Source organism: Mucilaginibacter sp. L3T2-6 (genome assembly GCF_030519355.1).
Lineage (GTDB): Bacteria > Bacteroidota > Bacteroidia > Sphingobacteriales > Sphingobacteriaceae > Mucilaginibacter.
In genome coordinates, this window is record NZ_JAUMKC010000037.1 from 1 (window position 1) to 25,370 (window position 25,370).

Below are 25,370 nucleotides of genomic sequence, written 5' to 3' on the forward strand. Positions count from 1 at the left end.
ATCCATTCCAACCGAACAGCAAGATTAACCATCTTGCAAAATCTTTCGATATGTTTCATCAGGCCGTTGTTATTTAGTGGCTTTTGGCCTTTTTCCGGCGTTCTGTTACGCAAGTAATACTCAAAGTCTGTAATAAACTTATAGCTTAGCTCTGACAGGTATTTATCGCTTGTCTTAAACCGCTCTTTGATAAACTCCTTAATATACTTTTGGGTGGTATAGTAATTTTTCATCGTGCCTGGCTCCAATACCTTAACCTGCTCCGCATTGTGATACTCCATCAGCTTACAGAGCGTAAACTCTGCCTGATCTTCCCCGGTAACTTTTTCCTTTAAAAGTTCTGCAGTAATAAACTTCTTTTGTAATAAAAGCTGTTGGTAGCTCTCTACAATACCTGCCTTAAATTGGTCAAGGTATTTATTGAGTTTAGTAATTTCTTCGCGGCTACCCTTTGCCATTCCCTTAACAGGGTTCCAATTACTTTCCTCAATGGAACGTTTAACGGAAATTTCAATCCGCTTGCCGTTTACGGTGATACGGGCGTAAAGGGGGGATTTTCCCGCTTGGTTGGTCTTTTGCTTTTTAAGGTAAAAAGCAACGCCGAAGGTGTTGTTTGTAGTACTCATAGCTATTCAATTAAAAATTTACAAAAGCATTGATTGACTGGATTTGATACGCCCTTTGAAAAAGGGTCACCAACTTGGTTAAAAACACGTATTAAAACGCATCAAAAACAGTCAAAATAAATCAATCAATTAATTGGCTATCAGTATGTTACAATGCTGTTGGTGACCCAAACGTAAGAAATAAAAATGGGTAACCGAATAGGTCTCATTTTCTTTGGTTTTACTTGAATAACTTGGGTTGAAAAAAAATAAAAAACCCCTTAAATCATACGATTTAAGGGGTTTTACCGACTTTTAGTAGTCTAATCGTCGGGATGGCAGGATGATGCCAAACCGGATTATATCTATGATAATCAATGTGTTATATCAGACTGAAACAAAATCGGGCACCGTATAGGGCACATATATTGTGCTTTAGTTTGGTGGCTTTTGTAGACTGTTTACTCGTAAGTGATAGTCAATGAACTTGGTATACAAATATACTGATTTTTATTTTTTAAATTAGATTTTTTGCCGTAAATCACAAGGTGGCAGCTAAGTCACACCTCCCGACATTACGGCTACTGCATGATGATTTTGAGATTATCGATATCGCCAACAACAAATACGAAAGCTCAAAAAGCCGCAGGAACTAAACAGCCCCGCTCTTGGGGGTATGACCGAACTGCTTTTAAATAATGGGCAAGCTCCAGCCGTTTCTGCATAACTGTGATCTACCAGTATGCGAATACTCGTGAGCTCTATGCCACCATGCGTTTGGCCAAGGTGTTACAGAATATGTCCGGCTTTGGTATTGCGTGGATAATAACTTTTTTTAAGTTTTTACAATTCTTTTTTTTTCTTCCGTTTCGCCGCGATCGCCTGCAGCATTTTCTGATACGGCTCCTTGAATTTCTGAATGCCTTCAGTTTCCAGTTGCTGGCTGACAGCTTCCAGATCGATACCGGCATTTTTCACCTGGCGTAATGTATTACCGGCGGTTTCTAAACCGCTTTCCAGAGTCGGATTCACGATGCCATGATCGCGAAAGGCATTGATCGTATCCAGCGGCGCCGTGTTTACCGTGTCCGGACCGATCAGCGCTTCGACGTATTTCGTGTCTTTCACTGTAGTATCTTTCACACCGGTGCTGGCCCAAAGCAAACGCTGCGGTTTCGCTCCCTGATCAGCCAACTGTTGCCAGCGTTCACCGCTGAATACCCGTTTGTAAATGGCATAAGCTTCTTTGGCTAAAGCAATGGCCGTTTCCCCCTTCAAATCCTTAAGTCCTTTCTCCTCCAACATCGGATCAACCAGTATATCAATCCGGCTTAAAAAGAAGCTGGCAACCGAAGCGATCCCGCTGACCGGCTCACCCTTAGCCAGGCGGTCCTCCAGACCAGTGATAATGGCATCGGTCACCGCCTCGTAACGCTCCAATCCGAAAAGTAAGGTCACGTTGACGTTCAAACCCGCAGCAATTGCCTTACGGATCGCCGGCAAACAAGGTTTGGTCCCCGGAATTTTGATCATTACATTTTTCCGGTCAACCCTTTGCCAGAGATCCAAAGCCTGACTGATGGTGTCTTCCGTCTCCAGGGCCAGTTCGGGCGACACTTCCAGGCTTACAAATCCGTCTGCACCTACAACTTTGCCATTGTAAACCCCATAAAACAGGTCTGCAGCCTTTCGGATGTCACTGATGGCCAGCTCGTAAAACAATTGTTCGTCGCTGAGTTCACTATCCGCACGGGCCGATATATCTTCGTCATAATCTGCACTGGAGGCAAATGCCTTTTCAAAGATAGCCGGATTGGAGGTCACCCCCCTCAAACCGTCGTCCTCGATCATTCGTTCTAATTTACCGGTACGCATGATAGCGCGGTCGATAAAATCCAGCCAGATACTTTGTCTGTAGTTATATATTTCTTTTACCTTATTATCTGCCATGATGTTACTTTACTCCGTAACAGGCGGGCGCGACACTTGTTCCATTTAACCGAAGATTTATATATTTTAACAATAAGTAAATAGGCCAATTATTATGCGTACCTTGCTGACTTATCAAAATATATATAATGCAAAAAGAAGGAACCGTGAAATTTTTTAATGCCGAAAAAGGCTTTGGATTTATTTCACAAACTAATGACAGGAGTGACATATTTGTACACTCGACCGGTTTAATTGATGAGATTCGTGAGAACGATCAGGTTCAATTCGATACCGAAGAAGGCCGTAAGGGTCTTAACGCGATCAATGTTAAAGTAATCTAGTCGGTCTGCTATAAAATTATCGTAAAAGCACCCGTCTCCGGATAGGTGCTTTTCTTTTTTACCATTACGCCATTTTTGGCTCCGTCCATTACCCGACCCTTTCCCAATTTTACGACGACAAAATGGAAAAGCCACGCCTGTTCTAATTAAGGTGGGCTTGTTCAAATCCTGCATTAAGCCCGGCAATAGTTGTCATAAGCCGAAGTTGTACCAAGTACACGGCTGAATTTAACCTGATTAATTGTTAAACCTTGACGGCGGCCCGTTCCCGTTCAGCGGTCAAAATGAAGTAAAGACTGGAAGCGCCACGAGATGAGCGATGGCTAACGCTGCGCTGAATGAGTTCCGGCCAGCGGAATATGATCCTGGACGTTTAATTCACTTCCCCGTCAATCCCCTGGCGGAAAGCTTTCACAAAGGCGTTGCGCAGCACTCCGATGAAAGTTTTCCAGCCATCCGTTTTTAAATCTTTGATATTCCCTTCGATGGGAATTTTGGTCGCGATTTTCTTGGTTTTCGGGTTTTCCACCGCTTTGGCAAATAACCCCACCACTGCTTTCTTGACAACGTTCAGTACCCCGCCTTTTTTCTTAATATCCTTTTTGACATTCAATACTTTCAGGTTATTAATGAAAGGTTTGGCATAACCCTTGAACTGCCCATCGGTCATTTTGAGCTCGCTGTAGAAATCGATACTGCCCCTTTCAATATCAAAGGTCAGGTGCTTTTTCAGAAAGCCGTTCAAAGCCGTGAGGTCGGCACCTTTTAAACTCATATTCAGGTTGAAGTCCGGAATATCCTTGATCACATTGGCTTTCATATCGGCCCCTAGCCGGCCATTACCGATACTGGTACCGGTCAGTGCGATGGTAGATGGCAAAGCGCCTGGCGCAGAGGCGACGTTCCGCAGGTTCAGCGCGGTTAAATCCATATGATCGATATGCAGATCGGTGGCGCCGTCGAGGTACGAAAACCGGCCATCGGTCATGATCAGCCGGTTGACTTTCATCGGCATCAGCGCATCGATCGTCGCAGCCCAGCTGGCCCGTGACGGTTCCTTAGCCAGGTCTTCGGTCGCGGCAATGATATGAAAGCCGGCTTGTCGCAGTTCCGCTTCGCCTACCAGTTTGCCGTGTAATAGCGCTCCCCACTCTATGGACAGGTCGGCTTGCTTGATCTCCAGGAAGGGTGACTTTGGCGGATCCGTGTTTTTCGCCAGCACCAGTCCCTTGATCACATAAGCTCCTCGCGATAAGGCAATATCAATATCCTCCACCTGGCCGTGATAACCGGGTAAACCGTTGAGCTTATTGTTTACATAACCTTTAACGATGCCTGGCAGGAAAAGGCGAAAGATCAGCAGCGCCAGAATGACGATTGCCAGGATCTTCCAGCCAATCGCTACGGCCCGGAATTTCGCCCAGGCGGAATCTTTTGTTTGTTTAGCCATCACTTAGGCTTGCGGATGATGAACAATATCCTCCAGTTCATCCACAGCGGTCTTGTGCTTCTTTTTTTTCTTTTGCTTGCCCTTCAGGTAATCCTGGGCATGTTCATGACGGTAAGCTTCGGCCTCGGCTGCGCGTTTACCGCGAAGGTAAAACCAGATACCTGCGGCGGCGGCCAGTGCGCCTGCGACGGCCGCGCCGATCCATAAAGCCGTATGATCTTCTTTTCCAAATAATTTTTTCATCTGTAGTTATTTGACTTGGCAACAAGTGCCGGCCCGTTTAGTTACGAATTATAAAAAGATAATTGTTTTAGCTAATGAATGTACAGATTGCATCGGCCTTACCGCTGTACGGCGATACGTTAGGTGAATACGAGAAATTTTTGGTTGTGGAACGGAGACGGGTCAAGTACTTAGCTCAGCCTGCGCCGCATTTAATTGCTATTTTTTTAACCTGACGGTAAACGTTGCCCCTTCGCCGGGTAATGATTGTACGGTGATCGTGCTGCCCAGCAGATAAAGCAGATCTTTGACCGTGGCCAGGCCTATACCCGAACCCTGATTGTTAAACCGGTCTTTCACTTGGAGTGTGACGTTATTGGCAAATATCTGGTCGTGGTATGCTGCCGGTATGCCCCGGCCGTTGTCCTGAATTTCCAATTGGTAGTAATGCTGATCTTCGGAAAAACGAACCTGTATCCGCCCTTCCGACTTATCATTATAGCGGATCGCATTGCTCAGCAGGTTGATTAGGATCTGCTCCATCGCTATTATGGAGAAATACAGCTGGTGCTTTTCCGCGGGCCATTCAATTTGAATACTATCCGGCACGGTCAGTAAACTAACGACTTTAGCGATTAGCGTGTTCAGGTTAAACTCCTGCCGCTTTTCGAGTAAGAGGGCCGGGTTTTTGGAATAAGCCATCATCTCATCCACGAGCACCAGCAAATTATCAGCGGCGGAAATGTTCATGTTCACTAGGCGCAGGCAGCTTTCATGCTGCGTGATCTCCTGCCTGGTACGCAGGGCCTGCGAGGTCAGGTTGATACTGCTTAACGGGTTTTTGATATCATGAGCGGCCATTGAGGCGAACTTCTGGATGAGCACATTGGCATTAAGCAATTCCTGGTTGGTTTTCTCCAGTAGCAATACTTTGCGCTGCAACTCGATCTTATCAACCACCTGTTTAGCTAGAGCCTTTAAGGCATCGATCTGCGCTTCGCTGAAATCGTGCGGCTGCTGGTCGAGTACACAGAGTGTGCCCAAAGCATAGCCGTCTTCGTTGACGAGCGGTACACCTGCATAGAAAGTAACGTTTGCATCCGTCACGACTGGGTTATTGGCAAAGCGTTCGTCCTGCAGGGCGTCCGGCACGATCATGATCTCATCGGTACCGGCAATCGCATAGGTACAAAAGGAAAGGTCACGGAAATTCTCGGTGAGGTCCGTGCCTACATGAGATTTGAACCACTGGCGCTTGTCATCGATAAAGGTGATCAGAGAGATGGGTGTCCCGCAGATGGCGGAAGCGATGGATGCGATGGCATCAAAATCTTTTTCTTCACCACTGTCGATGATATCATAAGATTGGAGGGCGATCAGCCTTTCCACTTCATTCTCCGGTATCGGCAGCTCCTTTTCTCTTCCCATCCAGGCGGCAAAGGTACGCTTTAATAAATGGTAAGCGTCACGGCTAAGCAACAAGCGCGATTACTGGCACCGTATTCGCAGAGCACTTGGTCTAAGCGATGATAGATGGGCAAGAGAATACTCCTACTGGATGATGACCAGGGAATTTTAGATATTGTGTCTTACCTGCTGGTGGACAGCGGTTTTGAAGTGGAGACACAGGCTAACGGTGAAGCGGTATTCGCGGTGATCGGCGACTTTCAACCCGATCTGGTATTGATGGATGTCATGCTGGCGGAAATGGATGGACGACTGATTTGCAGGGCTTTAAAAGCGAATGTACTGACCGGGCATATTCCGGTGATCCTGATCTCGGGTACCCATGACCTGGCGCAGTCGCTGCACCAGCAGGGCGCGCCTAATGATTTTTTAGCCAAACCGTTTGATCTGGATGTATTACTAAATAAAGTTAACGCGCAATTGACATAGCCCCGTTTTTAGCACAGTAATTCGTCAAATACGGAATCCGTGTGGTTGGCGGCAAAGGGAGTAAAAAAACCTGAAATTATTTATCAAGGTTGATCCATAAGCCGGGATTGGTGCGGATATCGCTGAGAAACTCGATGACTTGTTCCGCCTCGCCGGTTTCCAGCTCCAGCTGGCCATCGGCTGTGTAAGTGAATAACTTATCCGGCATTCCCATCCAGATGGGCTAAAGCGTCGGGAAAGATCATGAGGGAAAGTGCGCTATGCGGCTTAAAAAATAAAGGTGCATAAAACAGCTATGGTTAAATAGCTGCCCAAAGCCGATGCCCCTTGTGACGGTTAGTACAGTAATAGCCGCATTCCGTTTATTATGTTTTTGTGACCGGGAATTTTAAGGAATACCGGGCTGTAATCCGCGATATATTCATCGTACTTGGCAACGGCTGCTCTTTCGCCATCGGTAATCGCCGTCAAGATCCCTTTGTCTTTTTTGCTCCTGAATGCCTGCTTTATATTGATCCAGGTGCGGTGCAAACCGCCCAATAGTCCGCCATCTTCATAAACGGCTTCGCCGCCATGTACGATAATATATTTTTCCAGCTCTGCCGCGTAAACGATCCGCTTGCCGGAGAATTTGCTGAAAAGGCTTTCAGTTCGGGATTATCCGTGGCCTCTGCAGAAGATTGATAGGGTTTCATTAATTAAATTTTATCCTTGACCGTATGTATGGCTTCTGCAATGGCATAATCCTTTGCTTTGTTCATAAATAAAGAAGGATTGTCAAGCAGGTCATCTAATATGGATGTGCCATCCCGTCTTTTTTTGGTGATATAATAAACAGCGTAAGCGGTGCCAACGCCTAAAAGAAAAGTTTTGATCGTTCCCATGGTTATGTTTTGAGGTAAGGTTAACAAGGATGGTGCCATCTAATCGGCGACTTCAATCCAGAACGGCGCATGGTCGCTGCGGTGCGGCCAGCCGCTTACGCCGGCATCGACCGCACCGGTGATTAATTGGGATGCTACTTGTTCGTTGAGCAGGAAATGAATACCTTTTCGAGGAAAGCTTGGTCGGTGCATTTCAATTCCTGCAGACACACTACATCGGCTCCACTTCTTCCAGCCAGCGCAGCAGGTTGGGCAGCCGGCAGTTAATACCGTTGATATTATAAATCGCGATCTTCACGCGGATATAACGTCGTTATTCCTTGTAGTTTTCGATGGTTTCGCTGGAGCGCATTTTCGCCCGTTCAGGATCTTCCCCGGCATCCCGGAATGCACGGCGCTGGCGCAGCAGGTCCCAGTACTGATCCAGTTCGGATTGGACGGTATGCAGCGCTTTGATATCCGCATCATTTAAATCTGGGTTGCCGTACATCTCTTCTTCCTTTTCGGTCAGCTGTTTAATATATGCCAGTACAGACTGATCTTTGGTATTTTGTTCCATCTTTTTAAGTTTAGCTGTTTTCTAGTTTTTTTCATTTGTCCATTGCCATTCCAATATCTCCGGCATATCTTTTCCGTTCGCGCCGATGTAATGCCTGTGTTCGATCAGCTTGTCCAGCAATTGCTGTTTTAAGTGGACGCCCTTGCTACCCTTTTGGGGCAAACGGTCGATCACATCCATTACGAGATGAAACCGGTCCATTTCGTTCAGCACAGTCATGTCAAACGAGGTGGTGATCGTTCCTTCTTCCTTATAGCCCCGCACATGCATACGGTCATTATTGGCCCGGTTGTAGGTCAGGCGGTGCACCAGCCAGGGATAACCATGAAAGGCGAAGATCACCGGTTTATCGGTCGTGAATAATTCGTTATAAGCGTTATCCGTTAAACCGTGACTATGTTCGGTGCTTTTTTGTAGTTTGAACAAGTCGACCACGTTGATCACCCTGATCTTAATTTCCGGCAAGTGTTCCCGTAAGATAGATACCGCCGCCAAAGTTTCCAGCGTTGGTACGTCGCCGCTGCAGGCCATCACTACATCCGGCTCCGCTTCCTGGTCATTGCTGGCGAAATCCCAGATACCGATTCCACGGGTACAATGATCGACAGCCTGTTCCATCGTAAGCCATTGCGGTGCGGGATGTTTACCTGCGACGATCACATTGACGTACTGCACACTGCGCAAACAATGGTCCATTACCGATAACAAACAATTGGCATCAGGCGGCAGGTAAACCCGGACGATGGTTGCCTTCTTATTCACCACATGATCGATAAAGCCGGGGTCCTGATGGGTAAAGCCATTGTGATCCTGACGCCAGACGGTCGAGGTCAGCAGGATATTTAACGAAGCGATATTTCGTTTCCAGGGTAATTCCGAACTGGCTTTTAACCATTTGGCGTGCTGGTTAAACATCGAATCGACGATATGGATAAAGGCTTCATAGCAATTGAATAAGCCGTGCCTGCCGGTAAGCAGGTAGCCTTCCAGCCAGCCCTCGCACTGGTGCTCGCTGAGCATTTCCATGACGCGTCCTTCGGTAGCCTGGAATTCATCATTGGCAACGATAGGTCCTTCCCATTGCCGATTGGTGGCTTCAAATACGATGTCAAAGCGGTTGGAAACGGTTTCGTCCGGCCCAAAGATCCGGAAGTTGCGTTGTTTATCGTTGGCTTTAATAATATCGCGCAGAAAGCGGCCCGAAACATAGGTGTCACCTTCACCCGCACAACCGGGCGCGGCTACTTCCGTCGCATAAGCCCGGAAGTTCGGCAAATGCAGTTGCTGGAGCAATTGCCCGCCGTTTGCATGCGGGTTGGCACCCATGCGGCGTAGGCCCTGTGGGGCGAGTTCCTGGAGTTCGCTATGTAAGTTGCCGTTTTCGTCAAAGAGCTCTTCCGGGCGGTAGCTTTTCATCCAATCTTCCAGCAATTGGAGGTGTTCCGGCGGCGCGGAAGCCGATACCGCCAGCGGGATCTGGTGCGCGCGAAAATTTCCCTCGATTTTATAACCGTCCACTTCCTTAGGCCCGGTCCAGCCTTTGGGCGAGCGCAGCACGATCATCGGCCAGCGCGGCCGCTCGGTTACACCGTTTGCCATGGCATCCCCTTTGATCTGGTGAATTTGGGTAATGACCTTTTCGAGCGTGCTAGCCATGGCTTCGTGCATGAGCATCGGGTCATCGCCTTCGACAAAATAAGGCGTCCAGCCATAACCCATAAATAGCTGTTCGAGCTCTTCGTGGCTGATCCGCGCCAGAACGGTGGGGTTAGATATCTTATAGCCATTCAAATGCAGGATAGGCAGCACCACACCATCAGTCAATGGGTTCAGGAATTTATTGGAATGCCAGGCAGTCGCCAGCGGGCCGGTTTCCGCTTCACCATCACCCACCACGCAGGCCGCGATCAGTTCCGGGTTATCCAGCACCGCGCCAAAGGCGTGGCTTAATGAATAGCCAAGTTCCCCGCCTTCATGGATGGAGCCCGGCGTTTGCGGCGAAGCATGGCTGGAAATTCCACCGGGATAGGAGAACTGCGTAAACAGTTTCCGCAAACCTTCCTCATCCCGCGAAATATCCGGGTAAACTTCGGTATAGGTTCCCTCTAAATAAGTGGAGGCGACTACTGCGGGCCCGCCATGTCCGGGGCCGGAGATATAGATCATGTCCAGGTCAAAGCGCTTGATGACCCGGTTCAGGTGGGTATAAATAAAGTTCTGCCCGGGCGTAGTTCCCCAGTGACCCAGCAGCATGGCTTTGACATGCTCCAGTAGCAGCGGTTCTTTGAGCAGGGGATTATGTCGCAGGTAAAGCTGGCCGACGGACAGGTAATTAGCCGCGCGCCAGTAAGCATCTATTTTTTGCAAAAGCTCATCCGTCAGGGTATCTTGTTCGGGGTTGATCAATACAGTTTCCATATCTTTTTATTTAATATCATTGGGTATTACCCGCGTAATTAAGCGGGCCATCATTAAGGCTTCGTTGGTGGGTATCACATAGACACGGGTCTTGCCGGTTGAAATATTTTCGGCATTGGTTAAATTCTGACGGCTGTCCAGTTCAATGCCCAGGAAGCCCAGCTTACGGCAGATCTGCCCGCGGACCTCCGGCAAATGTTCGCCGATGCCGCCGGAAAAGACCAGCGTATCGATACCGCCCATAGCCGCGGCGTAAGCGCCGATATATTTGCTGACCTGGTAACAAAACAAGTTGATCGCCTCAGCTGCCCGGTTATCTTCCTCGCGGACCTTTACAAGTTCCTTCATATCGGAACTCGTTCCTGAAACCGCCAGCAGACCAGATTTATGGTTGACCAGGTGGTTGAATTGTTTACTATCTGATTCGACCTGACGGAAGAGGTAAGCGGCTACGCCCGGATCCAGATCACCGCAGCGCGTGCTCATGACCAGGCCGGCACCCGGTGTAAAACCCATGCTGGTATCGATGCTCTTTCCGTTTTGAATGGCGGCCACGCTGGCCCCGCTACCCAGGTGCGCGATCACCACATTTTCATGCGTGCTATCATTGGTCGCCAAGTATTCCGTTAGATATTGATAGGACAAGCCGTGGAAGCCATAGCGGCGTACACCCTTTTGACGATATTTTTCCGGGATAGCCATTATGGTGGCCATCGCCGGCATGGTCTGGTGGAACATCGTGTCGAAACAGGCGACCTGCCGGATATGGGGAAAGCTTGCTAAGAACAACTCGATCAGCCTGATCTCAGCGGGTAAATGCTCCGGATCGTAAGGTATATAGGTCTTGAGTTCTGCTACTAAAGCTGGTGTTATGGTTTCAGGTTGGATATGATTCATTCCATGCACCACGCGGTGCCCGATAACGGTGAGCTGTTCGATCCCCGGCTGCTTTTTGAGCCAGTCCGCCAGTTCTTCATGGGCGGGGATAGCTGCCGAACTACCGGAAAAAAGTAAAGTTTCTTCCTGCTCAACGAGCTGGTAAAGCGCGAATTTAACGCTGGAGGAACCGGCATTAATGGCTAATACAACGTTTCCGGTTGCCGGCATTATGTTACTGTTTAAGGGCGTTTGGGTAGTGGTCCTTTCCCCGGGCCGTAGTAGTGGGGAAAAGGTAGTGGGGTGGTATCTTGAATGAACAAGCATTCAAAACGGATTAAGTTTGCCTGTGGGGCAACTATAGTTGTCAACAACTGAAACTTAATCACCATCCATTGCTTGTACAGGCCTATGGCAACCATCAAAAATTTAAAACCACTCAGCGCAGAAAAGCTGTTTGACTTGTTAAAAACCAAATTTGCGGATTATATCAACGAAAAATTAAGCTCCAACCTGGCCATTGAATCGCGCATGTATTCGATGAGATCAACATTTCCTTCCCGGAAGTGATCGAAGGCCCCGCCCTGAATATCACGGTAACGGATGACGAACTGAAAGTAACGGTGCTGGCTGCCGGATCCGACTACAACACCGGTTTACTGGAAGAACACCTGAACGGCTTTCTTGAAGAAAAAGCTAGCTAAGCTGCCTTAGGCGGTCAGGTAAACGATAAGCCTCGATTTTACTTGGTGATATATTTGGCCGCGATCAGCAGTAACAGCGTTCGGTCGGCTTTGGCCTCATCGTAGTTTTCTTTGAGAAGCTGTGAGACCTGCTTGTTTTTGAGCTTGACGGCGGCCATTTGCAATACCTGGAAGGAAGCCATTTCTACGCTTTCAATATTTTGCAGGTAAAAAATAATGGACATATCGCGCAGTTCGGCTTCGCCGGCCTGTTCCCGGATCGCTTCGAAGGCATCATCCACCAACCCGGTCAGCCCGTTAATGCTACCCCTGGAGATTTCTGCGTCCAGCAGTTCATAGATCACTTCCATCCGGGCGATCTGTTTTTCCACGTCCTCGACCGTCTCGCGGATGGCGTGACGCAGATCGCTAAAGTGTACTTCGTCCTGTAACTTGGGCAGCCACTGTACCAAATGGGCCTTCGCATAATAAATGCGGTTCAGGTGATTAACAAAAAACAGTTTTAACTTTTCGGAACCCAGATTAATGGATTTACCGGTTTGCTCACTCATCGGGTCATGCTTTACGCAGCTAAGATAGGTATTCTTTTACCTGCGCAAGCAATTCAAAAATGTCAAAGGGTTTGGGCAGGTAAGCATCGGCACCGCATTCCCGGGCAATTATGCTGAGGTCGGATTCTGAGGAGACTAACATCACGGGCAAATGACGTGTTTCCTGCTGGGCTTTGATCTCTTTGCAGATTTGCGTGCCGTCTTTGACTGAACCGACTATCCGCACATCTAGTAAAACCAAGTCGGGCTGAATGATCTGAAGGTGCTCCGCAGCTTCCCCGGTATTGGACAAAACGATGTCGTAACCGTTCTCCTGAAAGATGATATTCAATATCTCGAGGATGTCTTCATCATCATCGATCACGAGCACGCGTTTTGCCATGATTTATTTTTAAATTACTGCGCATCAAAAAGCCGTCCAAGATTTGGATTTAAGTAATTTGACACTATAAAAGGCCGTGACGGTCGATCACTCACCTATTCTGTATACACTTTATAAATATAAAGATAATTAGTTTGTAAAAAGATTAGCTCATGTTATACGCCCTGACCCTTACCGCAGCTGCCCTGTTCCTTGCAAACGTCGTGCTTTTAGTGGCTTCCCTCCGCCGTTCTGGATTTTCAAGGCGCCGGTATTTCTTTTCGCATATCACCCTTCGGCTGACCGGCTGCAGTGTATGCCTGCTGGCCTGGCAATACCACGGGCAGGCGGTCCGGTTTCCTGGATTATTTTAATAAGACCGCACGTTTAGCATTGACCCTGGTCTGCACTCTAACCCTGTCCCTGGTCTCGCAGTGGGGCTTCGCTGACGACGCTTGCAGCGCACCGACAGCACCAGTTTTGGGCCGGCATTCCTTTAACGGACCGCAGTAAATATATCATGCGGTCTATCTACCAACATCAAAAGGCGGCTGCAGGGTTTCGGTCGTGATCTCCTCGAAATCGCTTTTCCTGCCCAAAAGCGTAAAATGCTCGACCACGATCTCAGTGGTGTATTTTTTGATCCCATCCTTGTCACTGAAAGAGCGCGTGCGGGTCTTTCCTTCCAAGTAAACAAGGCTGCCTTTTTTAAGCAATCTGGCAGCATTTTCGGCCAGGCCGCGCCACATGACAATATTATGCCACTCTGTTAATTCTACTTTTTTGCCGTCCTTACTGACCGTTTCACTGGTGGCGAAAGGAAAACTGAGAACAGCGACCTCATCCGCCAGGCGGCGCAGATCCGGGTCCTTGCCAAGGTGTCCTACTAAGATGACTTTATTGATTCCTGACATAATTAATTAATGTAAACTGCAGTGATCTGGAGGAACAATACGCGGTCGGCTTTTGACTCATCGAAATTCTTCTGTAATAATTGCCTGATCTGTTTGCCCGGGAAATCAACGGCCGCCATATGCAGGATCTGAAAAGACACAAGTTCAATGCTTTCGATCAGCGACAAATAAAAGATTATGGAAAGGTCTCTTAATTTGACGGTGGCCCTATCCTGAAAAATCGCCGAAAAACCGTTTTCTAAAAACTCCACCAATTCATCGGCATAGGCTTTTGGAGGTTCTTCTTCCAGTAAGACATAGATTTCATCCATACGCGCGATCTGCCTGCCGATAGCTTCCCAGGTTTCGGAAATGGCCTGTTTCAGGTCTTTGAAATCGGCTTGTTCTTCCAGCTCCGGCAGCCTTTCATACAAATGCGATTTAGCGCAACGTATGCGGTTCAGGTGCGCCAGGAAAAAGCCCCTGAGTTGTTCTGGGTTCAGGTGTAGCGCAGTTGGACGGCGTTTATGGCTTTGCTTGTTCATCAGAAGGGTTTAGATATCGTTTACAGAATTGCTTTTTATAGTCCCGGTAATGCGTAACCACGCCGATTTGGCGCATCGTCCAGATAAAACACCAGGCCAGGTCCAGTTGATAAGGCTTAAAGCCGCTGCGCGCGCTTTTTGGATACAGGTGATGGTTATTGTGCCATTCCCCGGCGACCAGACCGGGCCAGAGCTGGTTGACCGAACGGTCATGATGATTATAATCTATGTCTTCCCGCTGCCGGTCCTGGCCTTTGGCATGACCATCATAATTAAAAGTACGGACCCCGACTGCCCAGATTCCGGCCGCTCCGAACAGGCTACAGGCCAACGCATGACCGCCGATCAGGTAAAAAACCAGGTACCAGAAAGACCAGTTGAGCAGCCAGGAAAGCATGGCTCGTCCGGGATGAGCGTAAGAACCCCAGCGCTGGTATTGCACAAAGGTATTGGCCTTGACCCCTGTATGTTTCATTAGCTGTTTGACCCGGTTATAATCTTCCGCAGCCAGGTCTTTGGCGATAGGCTGATGGTTAACGTCTGCTAAAAAGCAATAAAGAAAACCAGCCTGCGCGTTATAAGGGTCGCCTGGCTGATCCGATTTGGCGTGGTGTACATGATGGGATATTACGTAGATCTCTTCCGGTATAACATTGATGGTCAGATTCTGAGTGATGAACCGCCAGAACCGGTTACGGAAACGGAACGCCCCGTGCGTGCAATAACGATGGTGCCAGATGGTGCCGTGCGTCCCCATAATGATCATGCCGTAAACAAAGGCGGCCAGAAAGGTCCACCAATGCAGGAAGTTGAACAGGAACAGGACAAAAAAAGGCACGAGGAACAACACCTTCAGCCAGCTGAAAAACGGCAGCCAGTTCTTGCGGCTGCGGAATATATTCAGCCTGGTGAAGAACTCTCCCGCGATCTGCGCGGAAGTGGGCCGACTCAAAGCGCCGGAAGGATCTTTCCAGCCATAGGCGGGCGGCTGTAATACATGGTCTAAAAATGGCATCGGCAAATGTTGAGATGAATAACAAGATGGTCAAAGGTACCCGGCGGTATTTATACATCCGGGGGGTAAACCCATGCCGCCCAGGAAAATTTATACTCTGTTTAACTGATGATTACCGGCAGGCTGTTATTTTCTGGCTTTGTTATTGTAGTTTAGTTCCTTACTAAATTTTTACTGCGAGTGCATGATCAAAATAATGTTAGCCGATGACCACCATATGGTGCGCGGCGGCCTGAGAGCGATGTTGGAAAAAGAGCCGAGGTTCGAGGTGGTCAGTGAAGCCGCAAACGGGCAGGAAGCACTTGACCTGCTGTTAAGCGGCACCGGAGTGGATATGATCATTGCAGATCTGAATATGCCCGAAGTTGGCGGTTTGGAGCTGACCGCGCAGGTCAAAGCAAAGCACCCTAAGGTTAAGGTGATCATTCTGAGCGCGCTGGATCATGAAAAGGTCATCCTGAAAGCATTAAAGGCCGGCGCGAATGGTTACCTGCTGAAAAACAGCAGTCCGGACGAGCTGATCTTCGCAGTTAAGCACATTCAAAAGTATAACCAGTATATCTGTGAGGAGATCACCACCCGGCTGGTTAACCGCCTGCTCGCTATACCGGACCTGGTTACCGTAAAAGAAAATTACGACCTGGAGTTTACCAGCCGGGATATTGAGATCCTTAGCCTGGTGGCTGAAGGGTTCACCAACCAAGAGATCGCCGACAAATTGTTTACCAGCAAGCGGACCATCGAAAATCACCGGCAGCAGCTGATCGATAAAACGGGCTCACGCAATACCGTGGCGCTGATCCGCTTTGCAATGTTGCATGGTATTATTTAATGTTGAATTTAGAGTATTTAACCTGCCCGTCCGGGGTATTCCTACGTTTCGAGGGTAAGTTCAGGTGGCTATTTTTGAACCTTAAACAGGACTCATGCACCAAGAACTCACACCCGGTCTGATCGCGATGCTGCTGCAATGCGGCTATACCCATTTTTTATCCAGAACTATTTTACTGCCAGATGAGTGCACGGGTGTTGTCCTGACACCCGTCAGGCAGGTACCTTTGTCCGCGAGAGCTACCGTGGCCTATGTGATCGGTGCATTCGAACAGGCTATCACTTTACCAGACGCGATTATTTTGGTGGAACTAAGCACAATAAAGCTTACCGAGCAATGCCGCCTGCTCACCAGTGCGTTAATTCAATAATATGGGCAGCACGGTATTCAAAGCCGCCATGTTTTCCGATGCAGATTTGGTGCAGTTGGTTCGGATAAAAAGCAGGGCTGGTATGACGATGATCTATGATGCTTACGCAAGGGCATTATTCTTAGCGATCTTTCGCATCCTGCCGATCCAGGAAGAAGCCGAGGAAATTTTAGAACAAACATTTCTGCAGATCTATCGGTCCGTTGAGACTTTCCCCATACGGGATGAATCGTTTTTTACCTGAGCGATGATGACTGCGCGGCAGCTGGCCAGAGAGCACCTTTATTTAAAGTAAATTATCCTACAAATATGATCCCTATGCAAGTTAGAGAACCCAGTTCCGGCGAAGTGCTGAAACTGTTTGTCCATTATATCAAAAATGCGCCGTATCCCGGCTGGGTGGTGCTCATCCCGCAAAACCGGAATGTCTATATATACCAGTTGGACGGGGTATGGACTATCGAGCCAAAGGCAATCCCTCCAGAATTGATCACGGTCATTGGCAACGAATTATCCACGCTGTCCCCGGCAGGCAAATATTAATTACCAGCTCAGGATTGATTTAATATCGTAACTTACAAAACTATTCGCCGGACGAACGCTTTAATCTTAACAGTTTAATCCATGCGTAAAAATAACAGCCAGCAAGATGACGACATAAAGATGCGAGATTCCAGTAATATCAATGCCTATCTGCAGGAATCCGAAGGTCTCTTACAGTCTGTTTTTGACACCAGCCTAATCGGCATGTCCGTGCTGCAGGCTAAGCGTGATGAACAGGGACAGATCGAAGATTTTGTGATCAGGATCGTCAATAAAGAGCTGGAACGTGAAACCGGGCGCACTGACCTGGTGGGTAAGCTTTATGCCCAGGAGTACCCGGGCATCCGGGAAGCGGGTATCTTTACACTCATGCTCAAAGTCATGGAAACCGGGGTTCCAGAGCAAATGGAATATTTTTACCCGCATGAAGGGTTTAATAAGTGGTTTTCCTGTATGTTCGTCAAACTGAACGACGGGCTGGTCGCAACGAACCTGGATATCAGCAGCCGGAAAAAAGCGGAGGAAGAGCGGGTGCAAATGGTCATCAGCCAAAATCAAAAAATCTACTGGGCGACGCTGAACATCCAGGAGATCGAAAGAAAGCGTATCGCCGAAAGCCTGCACAATGGTGTCGGCCAGCTTTTGTACGGCGTAAAAATGAGTTTGCTGCAGGATTATAATAAGGAGAATTTAAATATCGAGCAGTTGCTGGCGCAGATCGAGTATATCACGGATCATACCGATAAACTGCTCGATGCAGCCATTAAGGAAACACGGCGCATTTCCCACGAACTGACCCCGGCCATCTTGGAAGAATACGGCCTTACCGAAGCGATCGAAGATCTCTGCCGGCAATTTAGCCACAGCTTGGTCATCCACTGCAACTTTACCGGCCTGATCAATGGGATCGACCAGCAGATGGAACTCGCGATCTACCGTATCACCCAGGAACTGGTCATGAATATTATCAAGCACGCCCGCGCTTCAAAAGCCGCCGTAAACATCCACGTCAATAAGAAAAACGTCAGCATCATCGTTAGTGATAACGGGATCGGTTTCAATAAGAAAAGTAAAAATGACGGGATCGGCCTGAAAACGATCCAAAATAAGATCAACCTGCTAAACGGCACTTTCAAGCTCGAATCAAACAGCGGTCAGGACAGCGAGGTTAGCATTTTAATCCCCTACATTCACATTTAACCAACAGCTTCATTTAGTTCCTCGCCATTTTTAAAACGCAGGGTGAATTTACTGCCTTTGCCTATTTCGCTTTCGACAGCCATGCTGCCCCCCGCGGCATTGATCATCTTCCGGGCCAGGTACAATCCGATACCGCTGCCTTCCACTTCCGTTTCCAGCCTGCCGTAAAGATCGAAGATCTTTTGCAGCCCGGATGCGGGAATGCCCTTGCCGTTATCTTCCACGGTCAGCACGATCTCGCCCTCGTCCATAAAAGTTCGGAGCGTGATCACCGGCGGCAGTTCGGACCTGAATTTGATCGCATTGGATATCAGGTTATAAAGGATGCTTCTTAAGTTCTTTTTGGAAAAATGTATTTCCAGGACCGCAAAATCCCGGGTCAGCGCCGCGCCGGTGATCTCGATCTTATTTTCCAGGCTCCACTCAATGTTGTTGATCAATTCATCCAGATCGATCATTTCACTGGCCAGCCGGTCGTTTTCGATCTTAGCCACCGTACCGATCTCTTTGATCATGGTACTGAACTTTTTAACCGAAGAATTGATGATGGTTAAGAAACGCTGCATTTCCGGGTCGGTCACCCTGCGGTTGATGGTGCCGATACTTAATTCGATATTATTCAAGGGACCTAAGAGATCATGCGAGGTGGCATGCGCGAAATTATCCAGGTCGGCATTGATGCGCATCAGGCTGGCATTTTTCTTATCGACTTCCTGTAGCGCTTTTTTGAGTTCGGTAACATCGTTGAAGGTAATGATGGCCCCGTTGACCTGGTTATCTGCCTGCTGAATATAGGGCATGGTCATGACCTGATACCACCGACCATTAGTGGCTTCGATCTCCTTGCTCAAGATGGCGCCTTCGGCAATAACCTGCCGGATATCTGGTATAATGGTATCCAGCTTGATATTGGTAGAAATATTGCTTAACGGCCGCCCGATATCGGTTTCCAGCAGGTTGATGAGTTTTAAGCTACCAGGGGAGAACTTCATCAGCAGAAGTTCACTATCCACAAATAACTGCCCGTTTATATTGCTCCGGAAATAGTTATTCAGGTTGTCATTAAGCTCCATCAACTCTTTGTTCTTCAACTGATAGTCGGCATTGATCGTATGCAGCTCTTCGTTGACCGACTGCATCTCCTCATTGGTACTTTGCATCTCCTCGTTAGCCGAGATCAGTTCCTCGTTAAAGGACTGCATATTCTCGTTGGACGCATCCAAAAGTTCATAAGCGGAGCTCAGCTTTGCCTTTAGTTCCCTGACCTCCAGTTCCAGGTTTTGAGTATAACGGTCGTGGTAGATCTTTTCGTCAAAAACAGCCGATTCTTCCACGACAGCACTGCTCTCTGTAAAAACGACCAAGAACAAAGCAGGGTCGCCATCTCGTATCCTGACCGGACTGACAGAAAGATCGACGTTCATCTGCGCCTGGTTATGACTAACAGCGATGCCATTGACTTTGACAGGATGACCGGTTTGGCCAGCTTCCGCGATGAGAGTATGATAAGCGATCGCCAGCGACTTCGGCAGCAATGCCGACAGGTCAGTATTAAAGTTTTCCTGAAGCAAATACCGCGAGGTATGACCATAGAATTTGATGACCTGGTGATGTTCATCCACGCAGACCGCCACATAACCCAGTGCGCTGGCAATCTCGGTGTTCATCGTTTCTGCCAGGCTGTTGGTGATGTTCTTAGCGATCAGTTCACGGGTTTGGGCGGTGCTTCTTTTCACCTCTAGGAGTTCGGGTAAGTTGAAAGCTTCGAAACTGACGGCTCTCCGGGTTTTTATATTCTTGTAGATGCGCCATTTTTTATTGATCACCTCCAGTTCCTCCATGATTGGCGTAGGGTTTTCGCTGGATCCTAAGAACAAATAGCCGCCCAGCTTCAGACCGAAGAGCAGGATATTGAAGATCTTTTTCTGCAGGACCGGCGTCATGTAAATAAGCAGGTTCCGGCAGCTCACAAAATCCATGTTGCAGTAAGGCGGATTCTTGACCAGGTCATGCTGGGCAAAGATCACCATCCTCCGGATATCCGGTTTGATCTTATAGTGATCGCCTTCTTTAGTGAAGCATTTTTCCAACCGATCGGGCGAAACATCTTTTTCGATCTCTTTACCGTAAACCGCACGGCCGGCATGGGCCAGGGCCTCACTGTCGATATCGGTCGCGAATATTTTTATGACGATGTCCTTGTAGCCGTTTTCCAGCTGCTCGCAAAGCAGGATAGCCAGCGAATAAACTTCTTCTCCCGTAGCGCAGCCGGCTACCCACAGTTTGAGCTCTTCACCGGGTAGGTGTTTTGCCAAGAGCGCTGGAAAAATTGTATCGCCGATATAATGAAAGGCTTCTTTATCCCGGAAAAAGGAAGTAACGCTGATCAGAAAATCCTTGGCCAGCGCCTCCAGTTCCTGCGGGTTTTCTTTGAGCAGCTCCAGGTATTTCTTCAGCGTGCCGCAATTGCTGTAAGCCGCACGTCTTTTGGTCCGGCGCAGTATGGTCGTTTTTTTATAGTCGGTAAAATCCAGCGGGGATTTTTCTTTGATCAGGTTGGTGATCGCGGTGATCAGCGCTTCATCATCTTTTGAACCGGCCAGCAGTTCTTCTTCGTGTTTGACATAATCCTCGATGGCATCCGGCATCAGTTCCGGTTCCAGGATAAAATCGACCATGCCGGTGGCAATGGCGTTAGAAGGCATACTGGGAAATGCGCTGGTTTCGGGGTTCCGTGCGATGACCATGCCCCCAGCCTTTTTGATGGACCTGATGCCTTCTGTGCCATCCGAACCCAGCCCTGAAAGCACCACTGCAATGGCCTTTCCACCGGCATCGGCCGCCAATGAGTTGAAGAAAGAATTGATCGTCAGATGAGGACCCGCAACTTTTTCCTTCTCGGTCAGGTGTAAACGTCCTTCCCTGATGGTCATGAATTTATCGTTCGGGATGAGGTAAACCTCATTACTGTAGACGGTCGTGCTGTTCTGCGCTTCTTTGACAACCAGCTTGCTGTGCCGGGATAGCAATTCGACCATCCGGCTCTTAAACTCGGCCGATAAATGCTGCACGATCACATAGGAAACACCGTCCAGCGGAGTATGGTCAAAAAACAGATTAATCTCGTCCAGGCCGCCTGCGGATGCGCCAATCGCTATGATATAGTTCGGTTTAGATTTCAGCATAGTCTGGCGGCGTGATTAAATGAAAGAGCGGGCCAGACCAAATATAGACTATTCGTTGTTAATTGTTTCGAATAAATAACAATGGAGTAGTTATTTAAGTTTGCCAACGTATTATTACAGGCCCTGTGAAAAATACCGGCTATCGGGATAAATGGTTCCCTAGTTAAGACAGTGATCAGAAAGACACATGTTATGCAAAATATTTATTTGCTTACTATTAAAATGATTAATTCACCGTGCGTTCAGCAGATTTTAATGGAATAGTTCATTAAGGTTGTCGAAACGCTCATGAGATGGTCACGCCCACCAACAATGCACCGAAAGACATCTTAAAAATTCTGGAACCTTGATCTGTTGTTCTTTTCGTTTTTTTGATATCTTAAAACCTCTATTTTAATAGAGCACCGGGAGGATTGCCCGGTGCTTGTTTCCTACATTAATTACTTAAGGTCACTCTTTATTTTTTTTGTAGTGGCTTTCCCAGGCAGGTATATCTGAAAACCGAAAGATAAGTTAAGCTTACTTTGATAGCCCTGGTCTCCGAACCCGCCAAGACCGTTGTATTTTAGTAGTGTTTCGAGTCCTATACTGGGCGTAATAAAATACGCAAAACCCGGCCCGAAGCTAAAATCAAGACCATTGGTGTTGCCGCCGCCATTGCTTACGTTAGTGCCGCCGATGCCAAGGGTTGCCTCCCCATAAAGTCTGCCGTGCCGCAATACCTCGACGTCCTTGCCGGTATAATAGCGCCCTAACGCGCCAACACCATAGGTGGTTGTTGTACTGGAACCCTGCGCTGTTTGGATGCCCAGGTTTACATAACCACCAAATGCAACATTATCGGCTACAAACCAGGCTGCTTTAGGTGTTATATCGAGACTGAATACTTTAGGGGTATTTAAGCCGAGGTTGAGGTTAGCTAAGTTCCCGCCGACCATGACATTTCCTTCCTGAATTTGTGCACTGGCATGAAAACCGACACAACAAATCGCTGCTATCGCGATGGTAATAAACTTTTTCATAGTGATGACTTTTATGGGGATTATAATAATGAGAATTCAACTCTGCGGTTTTGCTGACGGCCGGCTGCGGTTTTGTTAGTTGCTATCGGCTGGTCTTCACCGTAACCGGTAGCTTCTATTCGTGAAGCATTTGCGCCTTGCGAAACCAGGTAAGCTTTGACAGCTTCTGCACGATCTTTTGACAGGCGTAAATTTAATTCAGCTGAACCGGTATTATCCGTGTGGCCCGCAAGCTTTAAGCTAAAGTTTTTTTGCATCAGTAGGTTGGCAACGCGGTTCAATGTTTGGTATGATTTCGACTTAATGGTCGCCTTGCCCAAATCGAACTCCAGATTTTTGATTGCCTCACCTACTACTTTACGGTCTTCATCCGTAACAACCACTACTTTAGTGGTTTCCACTGGGGCTTGTACTTTTAACGGGCACCCAGATCCATCAACTGTAGTACCTGCCGGCGATCCGGGGCATTTATCAAATTTGTTGGCTACGCCATCCTGGTCATCATCGCTCAAGTCTATATTATATTGTGATTGCATGGCAAGCCTAGCTTGTTCAGAAGCTGAAAGCTCGGTTCGCAGATCTGCACTCTCTGCCGCAGTTTGTTCCCGCAACGCTGCAATCGCGCTATAGTTTTGTAGTTGCGGGGCGTGCTTTTTACCTAATGCGATTTCTAAACCTCCATGGGCATATGAAAACCTATCGTTCATTCCGCCCCTGACACCATCAAAATTATTGGTTTTCATAAAGTACACGCTGTATCCAAAGTCAAGGTTAACCACCTGCGACAAACCGATCTTAAATCCTGCCCCTACCGGGACGAACCAGTTCCGTTCATAAGGGGTGCTGGCTCCGGCAGGAGTATTTCTTACACTCGCGCTGGAAGACATGTATCCCGCACCTGCTGTAAGATAAGGGGATAAAAGACTATGTTTTTGATTAAGACTTAAATTGGCAACCGTAAAATTTCCACTTAGTGAAGCGGACCAATCAATACGGCTCTCGAAACTGCTGTTTTGTTGAGCATCACTGCCTGTAGCTAGCGAATTTGCGCGAAAGGCATTAACTTTTCCTGCCAGGAAATCTGCCTGTAATCCGAAGCCAGGCAATATTTGCTGTTTAATGTAACCTCCAAAACCCAATTTCTCTTCAGGTGTACGGTAATCGCCATTATTGGGGCCATTGAAGGGTGTATAGGTTGTGAGCATCCCGGCATTTAAGCCGATAGAAAATGTTCTGAAACTTTTCTTTTGAAAACGGTGTGTGCTGTCGGCATCCTTCATAGGGTGCTGTGCAAAGAGTGTATTTGCTGATCCCATCATGGCAATCATTAGCAACAGTCTCGTAAATGTTAAATTCATAATAGTTGAAATTTTTAATTTTTGTTTATTTAGTTGTTTACACGCAGATGGGCCGTGCTATATTTTAAAAATATTCTGATAATCATATTTTTACCACTTTTTAGCAATTGTGCCAGGTTGCTTAGTGTAACCATCCTTGAAGCCTTTTTCGCCATTAAAAAATTCAGCCCTTTTACAAAGAAATTGGCACGCCTGAAAATGGTTCGATTGAGCACAACCGGTAAAACGAAACAAAATAAAATGGTCAGCAAATCCGGTCTTTTTATTCCAGTTTGCGAACCATTTACCCTTTGTTTCGTAAAGACATTTCTTGCCGTTATAAAAATTGCAGATGGACTACTGAAATGAGCGGCAAGCGATACCTTTTGTGCGGCTTCCAGTGTTCTTAGGCGGTCGACCTCCGCCTGAAGTTTCCTGGTATTCAAAATTATTTCACCTTTCATATCATTTATTTTTCAAGCATGTCCCAGTTCCCATTTTTTATTATTTATCATTTTTATCGTGGCCTTCCAGTTTTACCAGCTTATTGTAGACGCCAAATAATAGAAACGGGGCAGCCCATTGTCCGATAAATAAAGCGGTGTGCTTCTGTCCCATGACCTTTAGCGTTAAAGAGGCTCCCATGGAAGCCATTGCTGCCCATAAGAAGAAATCTGAAGGGATTTTTGCTGTTTGTTGTTCTATAGCTGTAGCCACCGGGCCTTCGCTATGCTGATTGTTCTGATCCATTTTGGTAGATTGTTTTGATTAATTATGATTTAATTTTTGAGAATACTTTTTTGATAAATAGCCGAATTAATTGGTCTTGAAGACTCTCTCGAAGTAATCTGGCTAATACGACAGACAAAGCATAGAATGCGGTTATAACCACAAATCCTTTCCATGTGGACCCTAACCAGTGCCCGAAGATCAGCGCCAAGGTGATATTGAATAAAATAAATGTGATTAAGATCAAAACTATCATAATTAGGGCGATCACCATTTCTGCAATGATGCCACTGGACTCATCGATCGCCTGATATTTTAAGCGTCTGCCGATAGTTTCCACATACTCCTTTAATTGCTCAATGATTGGCGGTTTAGCTCCCATGCTTTCTACAATAATGTCAAGATTTTGTATTTTTTGTTTAATCAGGCAGCCTCTCGACCCATTTGAATGGTTCATAGTGAGCCAATATCAATCCTTATTAAACTTTAACTTTTATTATATATTTATTTATCTAAAATATAATACTTTAATTTTTGGTAAAGTTAAGTAGTGGTATAAATACTATATGGGTGAAAACAACCACGTTATCAGAGTCAAATACGCGATTTTAAAATGATATTATTGCAAATTGCTTAACAGTATAAGAATCCTACTATTGTTGGTGCCAACATAAAGCCGCCACGAAATGGATTTTCTGAAGCAATTCATTAACCGCGTAAGATGTTCGCATTTTTTAATTTAAGTAATTTGCTCTTCTGTACTAAAAAACACACCGCCCCTTAACCACCATGTAAGCAACCAAAAGCGCTTAGCCGGATAAACGTCAAGGCCCTTTAGATTAGCAGAGTGAAATCATTAATAAAAAGCTTGTTATTGTGGGGTGTGGGAATGTGGTATAC

General features: G+C 47.2%; 31 protein-coding genes. 8 read left to right on the forward strand and 23 right to left on the reverse strand.

Features of this window, described 5'->3' with window-relative positions; genetic code table 11:
* Nucleotides 1–626 (reverse strand): phage integrase SAM-like domain and Arm DNA-binding domain-containing protein (locus Q3W13_RS24680; RefSeq protein WP_302868619.1); only part of this gene is annotated, 626 nt, incomplete at its 3' end.
* A gap of 822 nt (nucleotides 627–1,448) precedes the next feature.
* Nucleotides 1,449–2,555 carry a transaldolase gene (tal, locus tag Q3W13_RS24685; protein ID WP_302868621.1) on the reverse strand — a complete coding sequence of 369 codons (1,107 nt, stop codon included), beginning with the start codon at nucleotides 2,553–2,555 and terminating at the stop codon, nucleotides 1,449–1,451.
* Between the two features lie 128 nt (nucleotides 2,556–2,683).
* Here tal and Q3W13_RS24690 point away from each other — a divergent pair, with 128 nt between their 5' ends.
* Nucleotides 2,684–2,878 carry a cold-shock protein gene (locus Q3W13_RS24690; RefSeq protein WP_302868623.1) on the forward strand — a complete coding sequence of 65 codons (195 nt, stop codon included), beginning with the start codon at nucleotides 2,684–2,686 and terminating at the stop codon, nucleotides 2,876–2,878.
* 373 nt (nucleotides 2,879–3,251) lie between these two features.
* On the opposite strand, the gene Q3W13_RS24695 is transcribed toward Q3W13_RS24690, so the two are convergent.
* From Q3W13_RS24695 to Q3W13_RS24705, 3 genes are all read right to left on the reverse strand, one after another.
* On the reverse strand, nucleotides 3,252–4,328 hold the full coding sequence (locus Q3W13_RS24695; protein WP_302868624.1) for a DUF748 domain-containing protein: 1,077 nt from the start codon (nucleotides 4,326–4,328) through the stop codon (nucleotides 3,252–3,254).
* A gap of 3 nt (nucleotides 4,329–4,331) precedes the next feature.
* On the reverse strand, nucleotides 4,332–4,571 hold the full coding sequence (locus tag Q3W13_RS24700) for a hypothetical protein (RefSeq protein WP_302868625.1): 240 nt from the start codon (nucleotides 4,569–4,571) through the stop codon (nucleotides 4,332–4,334).
* Between the two features lie 198 nt (nucleotides 4,572–4,769).
* Nucleotides 4,770–5,978, reverse strand: coding sequence for a GAF domain-containing sensor histidine kinase (locus tag Q3W13_RS24705; RefSeq protein WP_302868626.1), 1,209 nt, complete (start codon nucleotides 5,976–5,978; stop codon nucleotides 4,770–4,772).
* A 105-nt stretch (nucleotides 5,979–6,083) separates the two neighbouring features.
* Here Q3W13_RS24705 and Q3W13_RS24710 point away from each other — a divergent pair, with 105 nt between their 5' ends.
* The gene (locus Q3W13_RS24710; protein ID WP_302868627.1) at nucleotides 6,084–6,446 is read left to right on the forward strand and encodes a response regulator transcription factor; all 363 of its coding nucleotides are present in this window, start codon (nucleotides 6,084–6,086) and stop codon (nucleotides 6,444–6,446) included.
* Between the two features lie 76 nt (nucleotides 6,447–6,522).
* Here Q3W13_RS24710 and Q3W13_RS24715 read toward each other — a convergent pair whose 3' ends face one another.
* The 7 genes from Q3W13_RS24715 to Q3W13_RS24740 form a co-directional block, all read right to left on the reverse strand.
* Nucleotides 6,523–6,654: a hypothetical protein gene (locus Q3W13_RS24715; RefSeq protein ID WP_302868628.1), complete on the reverse strand. Its 132-nt coding sequence runs from the start codon at nucleotides 6,652–6,654 to the stop codon at nucleotides 6,523–6,525.
* A gap of 128 nt (nucleotides 6,655–6,782) precedes the next feature.
* Entirely contained in the window at nucleotides 6,783–7,043 is a 261-nt protein-coding gene (locus tag Q3W13_RS25265; protein ID WP_368077639.1) for a DUF2383 domain-containing protein, read from the reverse strand.
* Nucleotides 6,953–7,141 carry a hypothetical protein gene (locus Q3W13_RS24720; protein ID WP_302868629.1) on the reverse strand — a complete coding sequence of 63 codons (189 nt, stop codon included), beginning with the start codon at nucleotides 7,139–7,141 and terminating at the stop codon, nucleotides 6,953–6,955. The genes Q3W13_RS25265 and Q3W13_RS24720 overlap by 91 nt, the downstream gene beginning before the upstream one ends.
* A gap of 3 nt (nucleotides 7,142–7,144) precedes the next feature.
* Complete coding sequence (locus tag Q3W13_RS24725) at nucleotides 7,145–7,330, reverse strand: YtxH domain-containing protein (protein ID WP_302868631.1); 186 nt, start codon at nucleotides 7,328–7,330, stop codon at nucleotides 7,145–7,147.
* 313 nt (nucleotides 7,331–7,643) lie between these two features.
* Nucleotides 7,644–7,889, reverse strand: a complete 246-nt coding sequence (locus Q3W13_RS24730) for a DUF2630 family protein (protein WP_302868634.1) — start codon at nucleotides 7,887–7,889, stop codon at nucleotides 7,644–7,646.
* A gap of 21 nt (nucleotides 7,890–7,910) precedes the next feature.
* A complete protein-coding gene (locus Q3W13_RS24735) occupies nucleotides 7,911–10,307 on the reverse strand; it encodes a phosphoketolase (RefSeq protein WP_302868635.1) in 2,397 nt (798 codons plus the stop codon).
* A 6-nt stretch (nucleotides 10,308–10,313) separates the two neighbouring features.
* Entirely contained in the window at nucleotides 10,314–11,414 is a 1,101-nt protein-coding gene (locus Q3W13_RS24740) for an acetate/propionate family kinase (protein WP_302868637.1), read from the reverse strand.
* A gap of 335 nt (nucleotides 11,415–11,749) precedes the next feature.
* On the opposite strand from Q3W13_RS24740, the gene Q3W13_RS24745 reads away from it, so the two are divergent.
* Nucleotides 11,750–11,887 carry a hypothetical protein gene (locus tag Q3W13_RS24745; protein ID WP_302868639.1) on the forward strand — a complete coding sequence of 46 codons (138 nt, stop codon included), beginning with the start codon at nucleotides 11,750–11,752 and terminating at the stop codon, nucleotides 11,885–11,887.
* A gap of 38 nt (nucleotides 11,888–11,925) precedes the next feature.
* Here the strand turns inward: Q3W13_RS24745 and Q3W13_RS24750 are convergent, their stop codons facing one another.
* From Q3W13_RS24750 to Q3W13_RS24770, 5 genes are all read right to left on the reverse strand, one after another.
* Nucleotides 11,926–12,438 carry a DUF892 family protein gene (locus Q3W13_RS24750; protein WP_302868642.1) on the reverse strand — a complete coding sequence of 171 codons (513 nt, stop codon included), beginning with the start codon at nucleotides 12,436–12,438 and terminating at the stop codon, nucleotides 11,926–11,928.
* Between the two features lie 19 nt (nucleotides 12,439–12,457).
* Nucleotides 12,458–12,820 (reverse strand): PleD family two-component system response regulator, encoded by a 363-nt coding sequence (locus tag Q3W13_RS24755; RefSeq protein WP_302868644.1) that lies wholly within the window; start codon nucleotides 12,818–12,820, stop codon nucleotides 12,458–12,460.
* A gap of 506 nt (nucleotides 12,821–13,326) precedes the next feature.
* Complete coding sequence (locus Q3W13_RS24760; RefSeq protein WP_302868645.1) at nucleotides 13,327–13,713, reverse strand: single-stranded DNA-binding protein; 387 nt, start codon at nucleotides 13,711–13,713, stop codon at nucleotides 13,327–13,329.
* A 2-nt stretch (nucleotides 13,714–13,715) separates the two neighbouring features.
* A complete protein-coding gene (locus tag Q3W13_RS24765) occupies nucleotides 13,716–14,237 on the reverse strand; it encodes a DUF892 family protein (protein WP_302868646.1) in 522 nt (173 codons plus the stop codon).
* Nucleotides 14,218–15,252 (reverse strand): fatty acid desaturase, encoded by a 1,035-nt coding sequence (locus Q3W13_RS24770; RefSeq protein ID WP_302868647.1) that lies wholly within the window; start codon nucleotides 15,250–15,252, stop codon nucleotides 14,218–14,220. The genes Q3W13_RS24765 and Q3W13_RS24770 overlap by 20 nt, the downstream gene beginning before the upstream one ends.
* Nucleotides 15,253–15,436: 184 nt before the next feature.
* Here Q3W13_RS24770 and Q3W13_RS24775 point away from each other — a divergent pair, with 184 nt between their 5' ends.
* The 5 genes from Q3W13_RS24775 (at nucleotide 15,437) to Q3W13_RS24795 (ending at nucleotide 18,197) form a co-directional block, all read left to right on the forward strand.
* Entirely contained in the window at nucleotides 15,437–16,084 is a 648-nt protein-coding gene (locus Q3W13_RS24775) for a response regulator transcription factor (RefSeq protein WP_302868648.1), read from the forward strand.
* A gap of 94 nt (nucleotides 16,085–16,178) precedes the next feature.
* Nucleotides 16,179–16,454: a hypothetical protein gene (locus Q3W13_RS24780; RefSeq protein ID WP_302868649.1), complete on the forward strand. Its 276-nt coding sequence runs from the start codon at nucleotides 16,179–16,181 to the stop codon at nucleotides 16,452–16,454.
* A gap of 1 nt (nucleotide 16,455) precedes the next feature.
* The gene (locus tag Q3W13_RS24785; RefSeq protein ID WP_302868651.1) at nucleotides 16,456–16,698 is read left to right on the forward strand and encodes an RNA polymerase sigma factor; all 243 of its coding nucleotides are present in this window, start codon (nucleotides 16,456–16,458) and stop codon (nucleotides 16,696–16,698) included.
* Nucleotides 16,699–16,772: 74 nt separating this feature from the next.
* A complete protein-coding gene (locus Q3W13_RS24790; RefSeq protein WP_302868653.1) occupies nucleotides 16,773–16,997 on the forward strand; it encodes a hypothetical protein in 225 nt (74 codons plus the stop codon).
* A gap of 81 nt (nucleotides 16,998–17,078) precedes the next feature.
* Complete coding sequence (locus Q3W13_RS24795) at nucleotides 17,079–18,197, forward strand: sensor histidine kinase (RefSeq protein WP_302868654.1); 1,119 nt, start codon at nucleotides 17,079–17,081, stop codon at nucleotides 18,195–18,197.
* On the opposite strand, the gene Q3W13_RS24800 is transcribed toward Q3W13_RS24795, so the two are convergent.
* The 6 genes from Q3W13_RS24800 to Q3W13_RS24825 all read right to left on the reverse strand — a co-directional run bounded on the left by Q3W13_RS24800 (nucleotide 18,194) and on the right by Q3W13_RS24825 (nucleotide 24,927).
* Nucleotides 18,194–21,382, reverse strand: coding sequence for a chemotaxis protein CheB (locus Q3W13_RS24800; RefSeq protein ID WP_302868656.1), 3,189 nt, complete (start codon nucleotides 21,380–21,382; stop codon nucleotides 18,194–18,196). The two genes, Q3W13_RS24795 and Q3W13_RS24800, sit on opposite strands and share 4 nt — an antisense overlap.
* A 440-nt stretch (nucleotides 21,383–21,822) precedes the next feature.
* Nucleotides 21,823–22,404, reverse strand: coding sequence for a hypothetical protein (locus tag Q3W13_RS24805; RefSeq protein ID WP_302868657.1), 582 nt, complete (start codon nucleotides 22,402–22,404; stop codon nucleotides 21,823–21,825).
* Between the two features lie 20 nt (nucleotides 22,405–22,424).
* Nucleotides 22,425–23,762 (reverse strand): OmpA family protein, encoded by a 1,338-nt coding sequence (locus tag Q3W13_RS24810; RefSeq protein WP_302868659.1) that lies wholly within the window; start codon nucleotides 23,760–23,762, stop codon nucleotides 22,425–22,427.
* Nucleotides 23,763–23,791: 29 nt separating this feature from the next.
* Entirely contained in the window at nucleotides 23,792–24,205 is a 414-nt protein-coding gene (locus tag Q3W13_RS24815; RefSeq protein WP_302868661.1) for a hypothetical protein, read from the reverse strand.
* 40 nt (nucleotides 24,206–24,245) lie between these two features.
* Nucleotides 24,246–24,491 carry a hypothetical protein gene (locus tag Q3W13_RS24820; protein WP_302868663.1) on the reverse strand — a complete coding sequence of 82 codons (246 nt, stop codon included), beginning with the start codon at nucleotides 24,489–24,491 and terminating at the stop codon, nucleotides 24,246–24,248.
* A gap of 22 nt (nucleotides 24,492–24,513) precedes the next feature.
* A complete protein-coding gene (locus tag Q3W13_RS24825; protein WP_302868665.1) occupies nucleotides 24,514–24,927 on the reverse strand; it encodes a hypothetical protein in 414 nt (137 codons plus the stop codon).
* Nucleotides 24,928–25,370 lie beyond the last annotated feature (443 nt).

Excerpts from the sequence above, each read along its gene's own strand:
- Q3W13_RS24715 (WP_302868628.1), bottom strand. The coding sequence starts at position 6,654 with ATGCCGGATAAGTTATTCACTTACACAGCCGATGGCCAGCTGGAGCTG.
- Q3W13_RS24725 (WP_302868631.1), bottom strand. The coding sequence starts at position 7,330 with ATGGGAACGATCAAAACTTTTCTTTTAGGCGTTGGCACCGCTTACGCT.
- Q3W13_RS24730 (WP_302868634.1), bottom strand. The coding sequence starts at position 7,889 with ATGGAACAAAATACCAAAGATCAGTCTGTACTGGCATATATTAAACAG.
- Q3W13_RS24775 (WP_302868648.1), top strand. The coding sequence starts at position 15,437 with ATGATCAAAATAATGTTAGCCGATGACCACCATATGGTGCGCGGCGGC.
- tal (WP_302868621.1), bottom strand. The coding sequence starts at position 2,555 with ATGGCAGATAATAAGGTAAAAGAAATATATAACTACAGACAAAGTATC.
- Q3W13_RS24750 (WP_302868642.1), bottom strand. The coding sequence starts at position 12,438 with ATGAGTGAGCAAACCGGTAAATCCATTAATCTGGGTTCCGAAAAGTTA.
- Q3W13_RS24800 (WP_302868656.1), bottom strand. The coding sequence starts at position 21,382 with ATGCTGAAATCTAAACCGAACTATATCATAGCGATTGGCGCATCCGCA.
- Q3W13_RS24780 (WP_302868649.1), top strand. The coding sequence starts at position 16,179 with ATGCACCAAGAACTCACACCCGGTCTGATCGCGATGCTGCTGCAATGC.
- Q3W13_RS24815 (WP_302868661.1), bottom strand. The coding sequence starts at position 24,205 with ATGAAAGGTGAAATAATTTTGAATACCAGGAAACTTCAGGCGGAGGTC.
- Q3W13_RS24765 (WP_302868646.1), bottom strand. The coding sequence starts at position 14,237 with ATGAACAAGCAAAGCCATAAACGCCGTCCAACTGCGCTACACCTGAAC.
- Q3W13_RS24790 (WP_302868653.1), top strand. The coding sequence starts at position 16,773 with ATGCAAGTTAGAGAACCCAGTTCCGGCGAAGTGCTGAAACTGTTTGTC.
- Q3W13_RS24770 (WP_302868647.1), bottom strand. The coding sequence starts at position 15,252 with ATGCCATTTTTAGACCATGTATTACAGCCGCCCGCCTATGGCTGGAAA.
- Q3W13_RS24810 (WP_302868659.1), bottom strand. The coding sequence starts at position 23,762 with ATGAATTTAACATTTACGAGACTGTTGCTAATGATTGCCATGATGGGA.
- Q3W13_RS24695 (WP_302868624.1), bottom strand. The coding sequence starts at position 4,328 with ATGGCTAAACAAACAAAAGATTCCGCCTGGGCGAAATTCCGGGCCGTA.
- Q3W13_RS24825 (WP_302868665.1), bottom strand. The coding sequence starts at position 24,927 with ATGAACCATTCAAATGGGTCGAGAGGCTGCCTGATTAAACAAAAAATA.
- Q3W13_RS24795 (WP_302868654.1), top strand. The coding sequence starts at position 17,079 with ATGCGTAAAAATAACAGCCAGCAAGATGACGACATAAAGATGCGAGAT.
- Q3W13_RS24785 (WP_302868651.1), top strand. The coding sequence starts at position 16,456 with ATGGGCAGCACGGTATTCAAAGCCGCCATGTTTTCCGATGCAGATTTG.
- Q3W13_RS24740 (WP_302868637.1), bottom strand. The coding sequence starts at position 11,414 with ATGCCGGCAACCGGAAACGTTGTATTAGCCATTAATGCCGGTTCCTCC.
- Q3W13_RS24705 (WP_302868626.1), bottom strand. The coding sequence starts at position 5,978 with ATGGGAAGAGAAAAGGAGCTGCCGATACCGGAGAATGAAGTGGAAAGG.
- Q3W13_RS24720 (WP_302868629.1), bottom strand. The coding sequence starts at position 7,141 with ATGAAACCCTATCAATCTTCTGCAGAGGCCACGGATAATCCCGAACTG.
- Q3W13_RS24700 (WP_302868625.1), bottom strand. The coding sequence starts at position 4,571 with ATGAAAAAATTATTTGGAAAAGAAGATCATACGGCTTTATGGATCGGC.
- Q3W13_RS24760 (WP_302868645.1), bottom strand. The coding sequence starts at position 13,713 with ATGTCAGGAATCAATAAAGTCATCTTAGTAGGACACCTTGGCAAGGAC.
- Q3W13_RS24735 (WP_302868635.1), bottom strand. The coding sequence starts at position 10,307 with ATGGAAACTGTATTGATCAACCCCGAACAAGATACCCTGACGGATGAG.
- Q3W13_RS24710 (WP_302868627.1), top strand. The coding sequence starts at position 6,084 with ATGGGCAAGAGAATACTCCTACTGGATGATGACCAGGGAATTTTAGAT.
- Q3W13_RS24755 (WP_302868644.1), bottom strand. The coding sequence starts at position 12,820 with ATGGCAAAACGCGTGCTCGTGATCGATGATGATGAAGACATCCTCGAG.
- Q3W13_RS24805 (WP_302868657.1), bottom strand. The coding sequence starts at position 22,404 with ATGAAAAAGTTTATTACCATCGCGATAGCAGCGATTTGTTGTGTCGGT.
- Q3W13_RS24690 (WP_302868623.1), top strand. The coding sequence starts at position 2,684 with ATGCAAAAAGAAGGAACCGTGAAATTTTTTAATGCCGAAAAAGGCTTT.
- Q3W13_RS24820 (WP_302868663.1), bottom strand. The coding sequence starts at position 24,491 with ATGGATCAGAACAATCAGCATAGCGAAGGCCCGGTGGCTACAGCTATA.